The organism is Chelatococcus sp. KU-N122, from assembly GCF_055391085.1.
Window position 1 is genome coordinate 52,677 of the sequence record NZ_AP043981.1, and the last position, 14,912, is coordinate 67,588.

General features: G+C 70.0%; 14 protein-coding genes. 12 read left to right on the plus strand and 2 right to left on the minus strand.

Features of this window, described 5'->3' with window-relative positions:
• The first annotated feature begins 73 nt into the window (after positions 1–73).
• From ACZ5PO_RS00205 to ACZ5PO_RS00215, 3 genes are read left to right on the plus strand one after another with little or no spacing between them, the layout of a single operon-like run.
• A complete protein-coding gene (locus ACZ5PO_RS00205; protein ID WP_464189032.1) occupies positions 74–1,159 on the plus strand; it encodes an ABC transporter permease in 1,086 nt (361 codons plus the stop codon).
• Complete coding sequence (locus ACZ5PO_RS00210) at positions 1,156–2,076, plus strand: ABC transporter permease (RefSeq protein ID WP_464189034.1); 921 nt, start codon at positions 1,156–1,158, stop codon at positions 2,074–2,076. The genes ACZ5PO_RS00205 and ACZ5PO_RS00210 overlap by 4 nt, the downstream gene beginning before the upstream one ends.
• A gap of 9 nt (positions 2,077–2,085) precedes the next feature.
• Positions 2,086–3,648 carry an ABC transporter ATP-binding protein gene (locus tag ACZ5PO_RS00215; RefSeq protein WP_464189036.1) on the plus strand — a complete coding sequence of 521 codons (1,563 nt, stop codon included), beginning with the start codon at positions 2,086–2,088 and terminating at the stop codon, positions 3,646–3,648.
• 358 nt (positions 3,649–4,006) lie between these two features.
• Here the strand turns inward: ACZ5PO_RS00215 and ACZ5PO_RS00220 are convergent, their stop codons facing one another.
• Complete coding sequence (locus ACZ5PO_RS00220) at positions 4,007–4,819, minus strand: HEAT repeat domain-containing protein (protein ID WP_464189038.1); 813 nt, start codon at positions 4,817–4,819, stop codon at positions 4,007–4,009.
• Positions 4,820–4,999: 180 nt separating this feature from the next.
• On the opposite strand from ACZ5PO_RS00220, the gene minC reads away from it, so the two are divergent.
• Genes minC through minE form a run of 3 tightly spaced genes read left to right on the plus strand, consistent with a single transcriptional unit; the run spans position 5,000 to position 6,794 of the window.
• Positions 5,000–5,695, plus strand: a complete 696-nt coding sequence (gene minC, locus ACZ5PO_RS00225; RefSeq protein WP_464189040.1) for a septum site-determining protein MinC — start codon at positions 5,000–5,002, stop codon at positions 5,693–5,695.
• 14 nt (positions 5,696–5,709) lie between these two features.
• Positions 5,710–6,525 (plus strand): septum site-determining protein MinD, encoded by an 816-nt coding sequence (gene minD, locus ACZ5PO_RS00230; protein WP_464189042.1) that lies wholly within the window; start codon positions 5,710–5,712, stop codon positions 6,523–6,525.
• Entirely contained in the window at positions 6,522–6,794 is a 273-nt protein-coding gene (gene minE / locus ACZ5PO_RS00235; protein ID WP_464189044.1) for a cell division topological specificity factor MinE, read from the plus strand. Before minD ends, minE begins: the two co-directional genes overlap by 4 nt.
• Positions 6,795–6,834: 40 nt before the next feature.
• Here the strand turns inward: minE and ACZ5PO_RS00240 are convergent, their stop codons facing one another.
• Positions 6,835–7,575: a Crp/Fnr family transcriptional regulator gene (locus ACZ5PO_RS00240; RefSeq protein ID WP_464189046.1), complete on the minus strand. Its 741-nt coding sequence runs from the start codon at positions 7,573–7,575 to the stop codon at positions 6,835–6,837.
• A 152-nt stretch (positions 7,576–7,727) separates the two neighbouring features.
• Here ACZ5PO_RS00240 and ACZ5PO_RS00245 point away from each other — a divergent pair, with 152 nt between their 5' ends.
• The 6 genes from ACZ5PO_RS00245 to ACZ5PO_RS00270 all read left to right on the plus strand — a co-directional run bounded on the left by ACZ5PO_RS00245 (position 7,728) and on the right by ACZ5PO_RS00270 (position 14,896).
• Positions 7,728–8,837, plus strand: a complete 1,110-nt coding sequence (locus tag ACZ5PO_RS00245) for an enolase C-terminal domain-like protein (protein WP_464189048.1) — start codon at positions 7,728–7,730, stop codon at positions 8,835–8,837.
• Between the two features lie 378 nt (positions 8,838–9,215).
• On the plus strand, positions 9,216–10,469 hold the full coding sequence (locus ACZ5PO_RS00250) for an ABC transporter substrate-binding protein (RefSeq protein ID WP_464189050.1): 1,254 nt from the start codon (positions 9,216–9,218) through the stop codon (positions 10,467–10,469).
• Positions 10,469–11,362 carry a branched-chain amino acid ABC transporter permease gene (locus ACZ5PO_RS00255; RefSeq protein WP_464189052.1) on the plus strand — a complete coding sequence of 298 codons (894 nt, stop codon included), beginning with the start codon at positions 10,469–10,471 and terminating at the stop codon, positions 11,360–11,362. The genes ACZ5PO_RS00250 and ACZ5PO_RS00255 overlap by 1 nt, the downstream gene beginning before the upstream one ends.
• Positions 11,363–11,370: 8 nt before the next feature.
• Complete coding sequence (locus ACZ5PO_RS00260; protein ID WP_464189054.1) at positions 11,371–13,158, plus strand: branched-chain amino acid ABC transporter ATP-binding protein/permease; 1,788 nt, start codon at positions 11,371–11,373, stop codon at positions 13,156–13,158.
• The gene (locus ACZ5PO_RS00265) at positions 13,155–13,907 is read left to right on the plus strand and encodes an ABC transporter ATP-binding protein (RefSeq protein ID WP_464189056.1); all 753 of its coding nucleotides are present in this window, start codon (positions 13,155–13,157) and stop codon (positions 13,905–13,907) included. The genes ACZ5PO_RS00260 and ACZ5PO_RS00265 overlap by 4 nt, the downstream gene beginning before the upstream one ends.
• Complete coding sequence (locus tag ACZ5PO_RS00270) at positions 13,904–14,896, plus strand: NAD(P)-dependent oxidoreductase (protein WP_464189058.1); 993 nt, start codon at positions 13,904–13,906, stop codon at positions 14,894–14,896. The genes ACZ5PO_RS00265 and ACZ5PO_RS00270 overlap by 4 nt, the downstream gene beginning before the upstream one ends.
• The last annotated feature ends 16 nt before the right edge of the window (positions 14,897–14,912 follow it).

A 14,912-nucleotide genomic window follows, 5' to 3' on the forward strand; every position in this document is an offset into this window, starting at 1 on the left:
GCGGCGCAATGCCTGGAGCTATGGCGACGAGATGGAAAGAGACGCGGTTTCCGAAGGTGCCGCAAGGCCAAGCATGATGGGCGCTGTTCTGCCGGACGAAGACAAGATCCGTCGGGCGGCGGAACTCGCCGTTGTTCCGGCACTGGCGCTCGCCATATCGGCTGCGATCTTCGCCGCGATCCTTCTGACCATGGGGCAGTCACCCATCGACTTCTTTCAGCTCCTCTGGCGCGGCGCGTTCGGCACGCCGCTATCCTGGCAGAATACGCTGCAGCGCGCCGCGCCGGTGATCCTCACCGCGCTCTGCGTCGCGCTCCCCGCCCGTGCCGGCCTCATGGTGATCGGCGGTGAAGGCGCCTTCATCATGGGCGGGCTCGCCGCCGCCACCGCAGCCCTGCCGCTGCTCGACTGGGCGTCGACGCCCCTGGTTCGTGTGGTGATGGCGCTCGCCGGGGCGGTGGCGGGCGGGCTCTGGATCGGGGTCGTAGGCGTGCTGCGCTGCCGGCGTGGTGTCAACGAGACCATTTCCAGCCTGCTTCTGACCTATATCGCCATCGCCGTGCTGTCGTTCCTGGTCGAGGGCCCGCTGCGCGACCTGGCCTCGCCCAACAAGCCGTCGACCCGTCCAATCGGGGCGGACAACATGCTGGGCGCAATTCCGGGCACCACCATTCACTGGGGCCTGGCGGCCGGGATCGTCCTTTGCGTCCTCGCCCACGTGCTGATCAACCGGACGACGCTGGGCTTCGCCATCCGGATCGCCGGCGGCAATCCGCGCGCCGCGCTCGGCCAGGGCCTGCCGGTGGCGCGCATGATCGTGCTGTGCTGCCTGCTCGCGGGGGCGGCGGCCGGTCTCGCCGGCTTCTTCGACGTCGCGACGGTGCACGGTGCGGCGAACGTTTCGCTTGTGGCGGGCTACGGCTTCACCGGGATTCTCGTGTCCTTTCTCGCCCGGCACAATCCGCTCGCCATACCGCTGGTGGCGATCCTCTTCGGCGGGCTCGGCGCCGCGGGAGGCTTGATTCAAAGGCGTCTCGGCCTGCCCGATGCCACGGTGGCGCTCCTCCAAGGCGTGATCTTCGTGACCCTCCTGGCCAGCGAGACGCTCTACGGGCGCTTCGCGCTGTTCCAGCCCAAAGGGACGAGGCGGAGCCCATGACACAAGCCGACATCCTCGCCATCCTCCTCGCCATGGTGACGGGGGCGATCAGAGCGTCGACACCGTTCCTGTTCGTCTCGCTGGGGGAATGCCTCACCGAGAAATCGGGGCGCGTGAATCTCGGCCTTGAAGGAACGCTGGTGCTCGGCGCCATGGCCGCTTTCGCCGTCTCCTACCACAGCGGCAGTCCCTGGCTCGGCGTCGCGGCGGCAGCGGCGGCCGGCTTCGCCATGGGCGCGCTGCATGGTGCCATTTGCCGCCTGCCGCGGGTCAACGACATCGCGATCGGCATCGCCATGATGTCGCTCGGCACCGGTCTCGCCTTCTTCCTCGGCAAGCCCTACATCCAGCCGACCGCGCCACGGCTCGCCCCGCTGCCGCTCGGCGACTGGCTCGGCCTCCCGGCGTTGGCCCACGCGCTCGACGTGAGCCCGCTTTTCCTCGTCGGCGTCGGGCTCGCCTTCCTGCTGGATTGGATGTTCCGCAACACCCGCGTCGGTCTCGTCATCCGGGTCACGGGGGACGACGCGACGGCCGCCCGCGCATTGGGCATCGGGGTCGACCGCGTGCGCCTCCTCGCCACCGCGCTCGGCGGGGCGAGCGCCGGCGTCGGCGGCGCATTCCTGTCGCTCTACTACCCCGGGAGCTGGAACGAGGCGCTGTCCTCCGGCCAGGGGCTGATGGCCGTCGCCCTCGTCATCTTCGCGTGCTGGCAGCCGCGACGCTGCCTGGTGGCATCGCTCGTCTTCGGCGCCGCCGGAGCGCTCGGGCCCGCGCTCCAGTCCATCGGCATCACCAGCGGCTACTACTTTCTCAACGCCGCGCCCTATCTCCTCACCCTCCTCGTCATGGCCGGCGCGGGGAGCGCCCGTCGCGCCGCCCGGTATGCGCCGGGCGAGCTCTCGATCAACCGGTGAGGAGGCGCCATGAACGACGTGCCGTCCGTCCCGGCGCGCAAGGGCGCGCTCGCGCTCGAAGCGGTCGGCCTGTCGAAGCGGTTCGGCACGTTCCAAGCGCTCGACCGCGTTTCGCTCAAGGTGCCGGCGGGCGAGTTTCACGCGCTCCTGGGCGAGAACGGCGCCGGCAAGTCGACCCTGGTCAAATGCCTGATGGGATATCACCAGGCCGACGAAGGGAGCGTGCTGCTCAACGGGCGGGAAGTGAGCATCCGCAACCCGCGCGAGGTGCAGGCGCTCGGGCTCGGCATGGTTTACCAGCATTTCACATTGGTGCCGTCCCTGACCGCGGCGGAAAATCTCGTCATCGCGCGCCGGGATGCGCCGTCCGTCATTGATTGGCCGAAGGAGACGCGCCGGCTCGAAGCCTTTCTCGCCAGCACGCCCTTCCGCGTGGCGCTGGACCGGCAGGTGGGCACCCTGTCCGCGGGCGAGCGGCAGAAGCTCGAAATCCTGAAGCAGCTCTATCTCGAGCAGCGCTTCATGATCCTGGATGAGCCGACCTCGGTGCTCGCGCCGGCGGAGGCGGACGAAATGCTCGGCCACCTCAAGGCCATGGCGGAGCGTGGCGAGATCACCGTGCTGATGATCACCCACAAGTTTCGCGAGGTGACCGCGTTCGCCGACGCGGTGACGGTGCTGCGGCGCGGGCGGATCGTCGGCACCGGCCGCGATCTCTCGACCCGCGAGATGGCCACGATGATGGTCGGCGAGGCCGCCGAGGCGGAAAAGACGGCGCGGCCGCCTCGCCGCGAGCGGGTGCATTCGCGAGAGCCGCTGCTGGAGCTCGCCGGGCTTTTTGCGGAAGACGAGGACGGACGGCCCGCTTTGCGGGGCGTGAACCTCAAGGTGGCGGCCGGCGAGATCGTCGGCCTGGCGGGGGTCTCCGGTAACGGGCAAGGCGCGCTCGTCGAGGCCTGCTGCGGGCAACGGCCGCTCTCGGCCGGGCAGATCTTCGTGAAAGGGCGCGATTTCGTGCCGACGCGGCAGGCGCTCGACGAAGCCGGCCTGTTCATCGTGCCGGAAGAGCCGCTCCGCAACGCGGCGGTGCCCGGCATGTCGGTGGCCGACAACATCGCGTTCCGCCGCTTCGAGAAACCGCCGCTGAGCCGGGGGGGCTGGTGGCTGGATCGCCGGGCGATCCGGGCCGCGGGCACCGAGCTGATGGCGCGCTTCCGGGTGGTCGCATCGTCCCCCGACGCGCCCATCGGCACGCTGTCGGGGGGCAACGTGCAACGGGCGGTGCTCGCGCGTGAGCTCTCGTGCGAGACGATCTCGGTGCTCATCGTCGGCAATCCGTGCTTCGGCCTCGACTTCGTATCGGCCGCGGAGATGCGCTCGCGCATCGTGGAGGCGCGGAATGCGGGTGCGGCCGTCCTCCTCATCTCGGACGATCTCGATGAGGTCCTGGAGCTTGCCGACACGGTCGCGGTGATCTCGCAAGGCAAGATCATCTACAGGGCTCCCATTGCCGACGTCGACCGGCAAGCCATCGGACTCCATCTCGCAGGAGGATCCGATGGACCGATCTAGAGCATGATCCCAAAAAGTGGACACCGGCTTTTGGATAAGATCATGCTCAAAGCAACGGCTTAGAGTGAGATGATGATTCGAAGATAAATCATCCCGCTCTAGAGCATTTCGCCATTGGATGGACCCATCCAATGGCAGAGAAATGCTCATCGTCTTTTGAATCTGGAGCGCTTTCTCGCGATTGGGTGGGAGCACCCAGGCCGACAGCGGCCTATGTTTGCTTGGTAAAATCAATAGAAAGCAGCACCTTCGCTATATCCGCAGAACAACAGAAGGCAATAGGTCGATCGCTGCGGGCTATGTCCGGCCTCTCTTCCTTCACCGACCGCGGACGCAAGCGGCGCTCCCGTATCGCGCCCTATTCCGGCTCCGGCCGCGCCCGCCGGGCGGCGGCGGCCACGGCCGCGGCGCGGGGCGTCTCGATGCCGTCCAACGCGGCGAGCGCCGCCGCCTCCAGATCGGGCCGTTCGCGCGCGATGCGACCGAGCAGGACCAGGCCGTCCTCGTCGGCGATCGGCGCCAGGGCCTCGATGGCTTCGGCCGAGGGCGCCCGCCGCAGCAGGCGCAGCAGGGGCGCACGGCCCTCGACGCGGCCCATGCGGCCGAGGGCGCACGCGGCCCGCGCCGCAACCATCTCGTTCAGGTCGCCGATGAGCTCGGTGAGCAGAGCGACGGCCTCGGGCCACGGCCGGGCGCAGCGGCAGGCGCCGGCGCGGACCTCGGGCAGGGGATGGCGCAGCAGCGGCACGACGACCGCGCTCGTGAGGCTCGCGCCCAGTTCGGCCGCGGCGGTGAGCGCCTGCGCGAGCGCCGGCCCCTGCACCACCTGATCGGCCAGGATCCGCGCCACCGCCTGCGCCGCCTCGCGGCCTCCGACGGCGGTGAGCCCGTCGAGCGCCGCCACCTGCTCGGCGAGGGGCCGCTCCGAGCCGAAGCCCTTGAGGCGCCGGCACAGCGCCTCGAGGGCCGGGACGGCGGCGACGAGCCGCCGGCGCCCGGCCTCCGCCGCAAGGTCATGGCAATCTTGGAACGAGGCGCCGGTGATCGCCGCGATCAGCGCGGCAGCGTCGAGCGCGGCCGGCGCCGGACGGGATCGGTCCGCATCGGCCGCTGGCGCCGGCTCGGCGCCGAATCCGGCTCCGGAGAAGAGATCAAGCTGGCGATCGGGCATGGCACCAGGCCAAGGGCACAGGGGTCAGGTGGGGCTGGATCGACGGCGCCGTGAGCGCCACATCGGCGAGGCCGCCATGCACCGTGCCGATTGTGAACACTCCGATGCTGCCAAATCGCATGTCCTTAACCCGCTGTTAACCTTCGTAAACTGAATCTTCCCTAAAGGGAGATTCGTGTTGTGAGCGCAGTCAGTCGACCCGGTCCATCCATTCGCTTCCGCGGCCGCTCGTTCGTCGCCATGACGTTAGTGGCCGATGCGCCGCTCGAGCAATGGCTGGCGGACTTCGACATCTGGCTCGCGCGCTCGCCGGGCTTTTTCATCGGGCGAGCCGTGGTGCTCGACCTGGGCGGCATCGCCGAGAGCAAGGCGGAGGTGGAGCACTGGATCGCGGCGCTGGCGGCGCGCAGCGTGCGCCTGGTCGGCCTGGAGGGGGCGCGGCCGAGCATGGTCGATCTCACCATGCCGCCGCTGATGCGTGGCGGCCGCGACGTCGACATGGCGCTGCCGGACCCGGCTGTGGCCGCAGAGTCGAGCAAGCCGATCGAACCGGTCAACCTGATCGTCGAGCAGAAGGTGCGCTCGGGCCAGTCGATCGTCTGCCTGGAGGGTGACGTGACCGTCGTGGGCTCGGTCGCCTCGGGGGCCGAGATCATCGCCGGCGGCTCGATCCACGTTTACGGCGCGCTCTGCGGCCGCGTGATCGCCGGCGCGACGATCGGCGCCAAGGCGCGGATCTTCTGCCAGCGGATGGAGGCCGAACTCATGGCCATCGACGGTGCCTACAAGACGGCCGAGCACCTTGATCAAGCCCTGTGGGGCAAGCCGGTGCGGGCCTGGATCGACAATGACGCGTTGCGGCTTGCCGCACTTTGAGGGGAGAGCGGAGCATGGCCAGGATCATCACGGTGACGTCGGGTAAGGGCGGGGTCGGCAAGACCACGACCACGGCAGCGATCGGCGCAGCGCTCGCCAAGACGGGCGACCGTGTCGCGGTGGTCGATTTCGACGTCGGCCTGCGGAACCTCGACTTGGTCATGGGAGCCGAGCGGCGCGTCGTCTACGACCTCGTCAACGTCGTGCAGGGCGACGCCAAGCTGCCGCAGGCGCTGATCAAGGACAAGCGCGTCGAGACCCTGTTCCTGCTGCCGGCGTCGCAGACGCGGGACAAGGACGCGCTGACCGAGGAGGGCGTCGACAAGGTCATCGCCGAGCTGGCCGACCAGTTCGACTGGGTGATCTGCGACAGCCCGGCCGGGATCGAGCGCGGCGCCACGCTGGCCATGCGCCATGCCGACATCGCCATCGTGGTCACCAACCCGGAGGTGTCCTCGGTGCGCGACAGCGACCGCATCGTCGGCATACTCGACGCCAAGACCCTGAAGGCGATACGCGGCGAGAGCGTCGACAAGCGCCTGCTGCTCACCCGCTACGACCCGGCCCGCGCCGCGCGCGGCGACATGCTGAAGACCGAGGACGTGCTGGAGATCCTGTCGATCCCGCTGCTCGGCATCATCCCGGAGAGCAGCGACGTGCTCAAGGCCTCGAACCTCGGCGTGCCGGTGTCGATCAACGATCCGGCGAGCCCCGCGGCGCGCGCCTATGTCGATGCGGCGCGGCGGCTCAAGGGCGAGGACGTGGCCGTCGAAATCCCGACCGAGCGGCGCGGCGGCCTGCTCGGCAAGTTCCTGCGGAGGGCGGCATGAAGCTGTGGGGGAGACTGTTCCCGTCCGCCAGCGCACCGGAAGCGCGCGAGCGGCTGCAAATCCTGCTGTCGCACGAACGCCAGGTCCTGGGCGGCGGCGACGACCTGCTCGCGGTGCTGCGTGAGGACATCCTGGCGGCGGTCGCCAAGCGCGTCGCCTGCGAGCGCGAGACGGTGAAGGTCCGCCTGGAGCGGGGCTCGCCCATGTCGGTCCTGGAGATCGAGGTCGAGATCAAGGGCAACGTCGACCTCGCCGCCAAGGCGGCGTAGGGCGGCACCCCGTCGGGTCGTCTCGGCCGGCGCTCGGCCCTCACCGCTGCGCCTCGACGAGACGGCCCTCCTCGCGCGCGGCGGCGCGCAGCGCCGCGATGCTGGTTGGCCGCACGCTGCCGTAGCCGAGGTCGACCAGCCCTTCGGCGCGCAGGCGATGCAGCACCTTGCCGACGGTCTGGCGCGACAGCCCCGCCATGGCCGCCAGCGCCTCCTGGGTCAGCCGCGCCGGCCGCTCCTTGGGGGCGCCGGCGATCTCCCGTTCGTAGAGCGACAGCAGGATCTGCACCACCTGCAGGCGTGGCGGCAGCGCATGCGCCTCGGCCACCATATCGAGCGTGGTGCGCAGGTTGCGGCATTGCAGCGCCACGAACGCGGCCGGGCCGTCCTCGTGCTCCCTGAGGATGCGCTGGAAGGCGGCGTGCCCCAGCATGAAGACGACGCTGTCGGCCGAAGCCACCGCATCGCTGAAGCGCGGCAGGCCGTCCAGCTCCGATAGCGCCCCGAACCAGCCGCCAGGGCCGAAGATGGCATAGAAGGCGTGCTTGCCGCTCGATGCATAGTGCACGAGCCGCACCTCCCCCGTGATGACGCAGAAGAACCCCTCCGGCGGGTCCCCGGCAGCGTAGATCAGCGAGCCGGTCGGATACGCACGCACGATGCCGTCGCTCAGGATGCGCGCGCGCAGACCGGCCCCGAGCCCGCGGAACCAGCCGTCGGTATCGAGCACGCTCAGATCGTGGCGCGGGTTGATCATCGGCGAAATGTTAACCTTTGTCATTCTTCGCCGGCAAGGCCGCCTAGGGTGCACGGCAAGACGCCCATGAGCGTCACGTCGCACCCGGAGCGCTTCGCGCTCCAATTTCAAAAAGTTGGAGCATGTCCCCATCGGACGACGTCGTCCGATGGGGACATGCTCAAAGGGAGGCCCCCATGAAGATCACCGACGTCAAGCTCGTGCCGTTCCGGCGTCCCCTCGGCGGCAAGGCTGCCGACGTGATGATCAAGGGCCAGTCGCTCCTGCCCCACATCACCGAGTTCGTCGCCATCCGCATCGAGACCGACGAGGGCATCACCGGCGAGAGCCTGAGCCTCGGCGGCGGCCTCGGCATGGCCCATTACCTGGCCAATTCGATCAAGCCGCTGCTGATCGGCCGCGACCCGGCCCAGCGCGAGGCGATCTGGCAGGACATGTGGGAGCTGAACCGGCTGTGGTTCACGCCGCTGTTCGCCATCGGCATCATGGACGTCGCCATCTGGGACCTCTACGGCAAGTCCGTGGGCCGCCCGGTGCACGAGATTCTGGGCACCTACCAGACCAAGCTGCCGACCTATGCGAGCTCGATGACCAAGCCGACGGTCGAAGCGTTCGTCGAGGAGGCCCTGCAGTACAAGGAGCGCGGCTACCACGGTTACAAGCTGCACGTCGTCGGCAGGCCGAACGAGGACATCAAGGCCTGCGAGGCCGTCCGCAAGGCGGTCGGCGACGACTGGGCGCTGATGATCGACGTGGTCTCCGCCTACAACCAGACCGACGCGCTGCGCGTCGGCCGGGCGCTCGAGGAGCTCGGCTTCGTCTGGTACGAGGAGCCGCTGCGCGACTACGACATCCACGGCTACAAGATGCTGGCGCAGGCCCTCGATATCCCCATCCTGGCGGTGGAGGTGAACGAGGGCTCGATCTACACCATGCCCGAATACATCACCGACCGGGCCATCGACATCCTGCGCGCCGACGTGGCCTTCAAGGGCGGCATCGGGGCGGTGAAGAAATCGGCCGGGCTTGCCGAAGCATTCGGCATGAACCTGGAAGTCCACAACAACGCCAATCAGGTTCTCGAAGCCGCGAACCTCGCCGTGGCCTGCTCGATCAAGAACACTACATACTATGAGCAGTTGGTGCCCGAGCCGCTGTTCCAGTTCGGCGTCGAGGAGCTGATCCGCGTCGACGGCGAAGGCTACGCCCACGTGCCCCAGGGCCCCGGCCTCGGCATGAAGATCGATTGGGATTTTGTGAACAAGCACAAGCTCGGCGAGCTGTAAGGGCGGCAGCGGCGAGGCCTTCGCCTGAGCCGCGAAGAGGCTGGACCGCCCCCACCTCGCCCCGCCTCGCCGCAAGTCGGGTCTGCCCGACTTGCGCACTCAAAGGACAGAAGAATGCGGCAAGCCGCTTTCTTCTCGGAGAGGTCGCCTTGCGCAAAGCGCAGGGCGGGTGAGGGGGCGTACCGGAGAGGACTCGGGGCGGTCACGCGCACGCGGCAGCCCCCTCACGCTGCCCTCTGCCCGCAAGCGGGGAGAGGGTTACCCGAGCGAAGCGGAGGGACAGGTGGGGGCCGCCCCAACCGCCTCGACGCAAGCAGAACGTGCTGCGTCAACTGAGCGATCCAAGAAGCAAGATCAGACGGCCACGGGAGGATGACCATGAACCGACACGACCAGGACGGGCGCCCGGCGCGGCGCCGTTCGATGCACCGCCGCGACGTGCTGAAGCTCGGCGCCGGCGCTGCCGCCCTCGCCGCCGGCGGGCTCGGCGGCCGCGCCGCACTGGCCGCAGACGAGATCAAGATCGGCTGGCTCAAGCCGCTGACCGGACCGCTCGCGTCGAGCTTCAACCCGCTCTACATCTCGCCGCAGCTGGCGCTCGACGAGATCAACGCGGCCGGCGGCATCCTCGGCAAGAAGCTGGTGAAGGTGGAGGTCGACGACCAGGCCTCCCCGGCCCAGGAGCCGATCGCCATGCGCCGGCTGATCGAGGCAGGCGTGCGTTATGTGGTTGGTCCGGTCGGCAGCTCCCAGGCGCTGGCGTCGCTGGAGGTCTCGACCCCGCAGAAGATCCTGCAGGCGACCTACGCCACCGCCAGCGAGGTCGGCGACGGCAAGCGCTATCCCTTCCACTACCAGTTCAACTTCACCTCCGACGCCCAGGTCACGCGCCACGTGGAATACCTGGCCAAGGCCGGCGCCAAGAAGATCGGCATCCTGGTGGAGGACTCGGCGGCGGGCGCCTCGACGCGCGACGCCATCTTGAAGCAGGCGCCGGCCAAGGGTCTCCAGATCGTCAGCGACCAGACCTTCCCGATCAAGTCGACGGACATGACGCCCTTCCTGCGCAAGCTGCGCAGCGACGGCGCCGAGGCGCTCGACACCCACATCTCCAACAACGTCGACGTCACCCAGTTCCTGGTCGGCCTGTCGCGCATCGGCTGGAAGCCGCTGGTGGTCGGCCACACCGGCCTGCTGTTCGCCGGCACGCCCGGCGCGGTGCCGGAGAGCGCGCGTTATCCGGATATCTACGCGGCGACCTTCACCGCCCTCACCTACACCGACGCCCAGCCGCCGGCGGAGCGCATCCGCGCCTACGCCAAGCAGATCCTGGCCAGCGACGTGCCCGACAGCCTGATCGGGCCGGCCGCCACGACGCCGTTCTACGACTTCCTCTTCGCGCTCAAATACGCGGCCGAGAAGGCCCAGTCGCTGGATCCGGAGGCGATCAAGAAAGTGCTCGACGGCTCCTCGTCGGTGGCAGGCCTGTTCGGCAACATGAGCTTCACCGCCGACAAGCACACCGCCTACGGCGCCGACGTGGTGGCGATGGCGGTCGCCAACTCGACCGACGATCCGCTGGCCAAGGAATACCGCGGCCTGCTGCGGCGGCGCGCGCCGGGAGTCGCCTGATGTCGCTCGAAGACTTCCTGGCGCTGCTCGTCTCCGGCGTCACCATGGGCGCCATCTACGCCATGGTGGCGGTGAGCCTGAACATCGCCTTCAAGCCCACCAACGTCTTCAACCTCGCGCAAGGCGAGTTCGTCATGCTGGGGGCGATGTTCGCCTGGGGGCTGATGACCGGCTGGTCGCTGCCCTGGCTCGTCGGCACGGCGCTGGTGCTCGTCGCGGCGGGTGCGCTCGGGCTGCTGGAGGAGCGGCTGGCGGTGGCGCCGCTGCTCCGCAACGCGCGCCACCATCACGGCTGGATCATCAGCACGCTCGCCTTCTCCATCGTCGTGCTGCACGCCAGCGACCGCGTCTACGGCACCGACCCGCAGGCGGTGCCGCCGGTGCCTGGCGCCTCGCTCGACATGGTCCAGATCGGCGCGCTCACCTTCTCGACCCAGCAGGTCGCGATCATCGTCCTCGCCGCCCTCTCCATCGCCGCGGTCGAATGGTTCTACCGCGCCACGCTGCTGGGCAAGGCGGTGCTCGCCGTCGCCGAGGACCGGGATGGCGCCCGTCTCAACGGCATCAGCCCGCTCAGCCTCACGATGGGCTCGTTCGCGGTGGCGGCGGCCTACTCGGCCTTCACCGGCGTGATCGCCGCGCCGCTGGTCCTGGCCAGCACGTCGATCGGCATGATGCTGCTGGTCAAGGGCTTCATGGCGCTGGCCATCGGCGGCGTCGGCAACAATTGGGGGGCGCTCGCCGGCGGAGTGCTGGTCGGCTGCGTGGAGAGCCTGAGCTCGGTCTCCGCCACCCCCGGCTACCGGCAGGTGCTGCTGCTCGCCATCGTCCTCGTCCTGCTGCTCATCCGCCCGCACGGCCTCGGCGGCGCCCGGCTGGCGCGAGAGGTGTGAGGATGGGCATGATCGACACCGTCCCGGCCGCGCCCGCCGCCCGCCTGCGGCTGCCCTCGCTCACGGCCACGATCTGCGTGGTGGCGACGCTCGTCGCCGCCGCCTTCGCGATGACCAACTCCTACTACCTGCTGCTGCTCACCTTCGCGGCCATCTACGTGATGGCGGCCATGGGCCTCAACGTGGTGAGCGGCTACGCCGGCATCATCTCCATCGCCCACGGCGCGCTGATCTGCGTCGGCGCCTACGCCACCGCCATCGCCACCGTCCAGTACGGCTGGAGCTTCTGGCCGGCGGCCGCGCTGGCCGCCGCGGTCGGCATGGGCTTCAGCGGCCTGCTCGGCCTGCCGGCGCTGCGGCTGTCGTCGTGGTACTTCGTGCTCATCACCATCGCCTTCACGCTGGCCGTGACCGCGATGCTGGCGGACCTGCGCTGGCTGACGGGCGGCTACGGCGGCATCGTCGGCGTGCCCGCGCCCAGCCTCGCCGGCTACCGCTTCTCGGGCACGGCGGTGTTCTGGCTGGTCGTCGCCGTCAACGCCGTGCTGTGGTGGGTCATCGCCAACTTGATGAACTCCCGGGTCGGCTGGGCGCTGCATTCGATCCGCGAGGGCGAGGTCAGGGCCCAGGCCAACGGCGTGTCGCCGGCGCGCCTGCGCCTCTTCGCCTTCCTGTTCTCGGGTGCCATCGCCGGCCTCGCCGGGGCGTTCTTCGCCGTCGCCAAGGTGGTGGTGACGCCCGAGGACTTCACCTTCGACTTCTCGATCTTCTTCCTGTTCGTCGTGGTGCTCGGCGGGCCGGCACGGCTCTCCGGCCCGCTGCTCGGCGTGCTCGCCTTCTTCGTGCTGCCGGAGCTGCTGGGCAGCCTCAAGGAATACCGGATGATCGCCTACGGCGTCGGGCTGCTGGCCTTTTCGGTCTTCCTGCCGGAGGGGCTGGCCGGAGCGCTGGCCGGGCTGCAGCAGCGGCTGGCGCCGGAGCGCAAGGCGGCGCCGGCGGTCCCCGCCCGGGCCAAACCGATCGCCCCGATCGACGGCGCCCCCGTCGCCATCGACGGCGTCGGCAAGACCTTCGGCGGCGTCAAGGCGCTGGACGGCGTCACCATGGCGCTCGCCGCCGGCCGCATCCACGCCGTGGTCGGCCCGAACGGCTCCGGCAAGACGACGCTGCTCAACCTGATCTCCGGCTTCTATCCGGCCAGCAGCGGCTCGATCCGGCTCGGCGACACGGAGCTCGTCGGCGCCCCGCCCAACCGCATCGCCCGGCTCGGGGTGCAGCGCACCTTCCAGACCCCAAAACTGCTCGGCGACCTCTCGGTCCTCGAGAACACCCGGTTCGGCGGCTATGCCCGCGAGGCGGCCAATGGGGTCGAGCTGGCGCTGCGGCTGCCGCGAGCCCGACGCGAGGCCGCCGATCTCGACGGCGAGGCCATGCAATGGCTCGCCCTCGTCGGGCTCGCCGACCGGGCCCACGACCAGGCGGCGCTGCTGCCGCACGGCCAGCAGCGGCTGGTGGAGATCGCCCGCGCCCTGATCGGCCGGCCGCAGCTGCTGCTGCTCGACGAGCCGGCGGCGGGGCTCTCCATGGGCGAGCTGGAGCGGCTCGGCACCCTGATCGCCGAGATGCGCAAGCTCGGCATCACCATCGTCATGGTCGAGCACCACATCGAGCTGGTCGCCGACATCGCCGACACCGTCACCGTGCTCGACCAGGGCCGCATCCTCGCCCAGGGCAGCGCCGAGGAGGTGTTCCGCAGCGCCGAGGTCGTCAAGGCCTATACGGGAGGACGGTCATGAGCCGGCCGGACCCCATCCTTGCGGTCGACGGGCTCGCCGTCGGCTATGGCGTGGTGCCGATCGTCCGCGACGTATCGCTCGCCGTCGGGCGCGGCGAGGCGGTGGCGCTGCTGGGTGCCAACGGCGCCGGCAAGTCGACGCTGCTCAAGGCCATCTCCGGCCTGCTGAAACCCTCGGCCGGAACGATCCGCCTGGCCGGCGAGGAGATCCAGGGCCTCGCCGCCGAGGTGCTGGTCGGACGCGGATTGTCTCACGTCGCCGAGGGCCGCCGCATCTTCCGCAAGGAGAGCGTCGCCGACAACATCCTGCTCGGCATGTACCGGCTCGGCCTCGGGCGCGCCGAGATGGCCCGGCGGCGCGACGAGGTGTTCGCCATCTTCCCGGCGCTGCGCGAGAAGGCGGGCGCCGTCTCCGGCACGCTCAGCGGCGGCCAGCAGCAGATGCTCGCTATCGCCCAGGCGCTGGTGCGCCGGCCGAGCGTGCTGATGCTCGACGAGCCGTCGCTGGGCCTCGCCCCGATCCTGGTCGACGAGGTGTTCCGCGTGCTGGGCGACATCCGCGCCCAGGGCGTCTCGGTGCTGCTCGTCGAGCAGGTGGTCGAGCAGACGCTGGGCTTCGTCGACTTTGCCTATGTGCTGACCAACGGCCGTATCGCGGCAGCCGGCACGCCGGCGGACCTCGCCAAGACCGACGTCGTGAGCCAGGCCTACCTCGGGCGCGCGCCGACCGACCTGGCGGGTGCCGCATGAGACCGGCGACGGTGGTGCTCGGCCTGCCCATGCTGCACCCGGCGGGGCGAGACTGGCTGGCGGCCCGCCACCGCGTCGTCGACGTCGCCCCAGGCCAGGACGTGCGCACCGTCCTGGACGGCGCCGACGCGCTCTACGCCTATCCGCCGCTGACCGTCTCGGCCGACCTGATCGACGCGGGCGAGCGGCTCCGGGTGATCGCTGCGGCCGGCTCGGGCGTCGACCACATCGCCGTCGAGGCCGCCTCGGCGCGCGGCATCCTGGTGACCCACGCCGTCGGTGCCGGGGCGCTGTCCGTCGCCGAGCACGTCATCGGCCTCGTCCTCTGCCTTGCCAAGCGGCTCGTGCACACGGACGGCGCCGTCCGTGCCGGGCGCTTCGAGGCGCGCTGGGACGGCGCCTTCGAGGAGATTTCCGGCCGCACGCTGGCGATCGTCGGCTTCGGCGCCATCGGCCGGGAGCTCGCCCGCATCGCCAAGCACGGCTTCGGCATGCGGGTGCTGGCCGTCACCCACGACGGACGCGACCCGTGCGATCCGAACGTCGATGCGGTCACGGCGCTGCCGGAGGCCCTGCGGGAGGCGGACATCGTCTCCGTGCACGTGCCGCTGCGCCCGGCCACCCGCGCCCTGATCGGCGCCACGGAGCTCGCGGCGATGAAGCCGGGCGCCTGGCTGATCGATACGTCGCGCGGCGGCGTGGTCGATGTGGCGGCCCTGCGCCGGGCGCTGGCCGGCGGCTGCATCGCCGGCGCCGGCCTCGACGTGTTCGAGCCCGAGCCGCCGCCCACCGACGACCCGCTGCTGACGCTGCCGAACGTGGTGGTGTCACCGCACAACGCCGGCATCACCGCCCAGGCCTTCGAGCGCCTGGCCATGGCGGCCGCCCGGGCCATCGACGCGGTGCTGCGCGGCGTCGAGCCGGACGGCCTCGTCAACCCCGAGGTCTGGCCGCGCTCGCGGGCGGCGCTCGCCGCCAAGCCGACCTGACCACCACCGATCACTC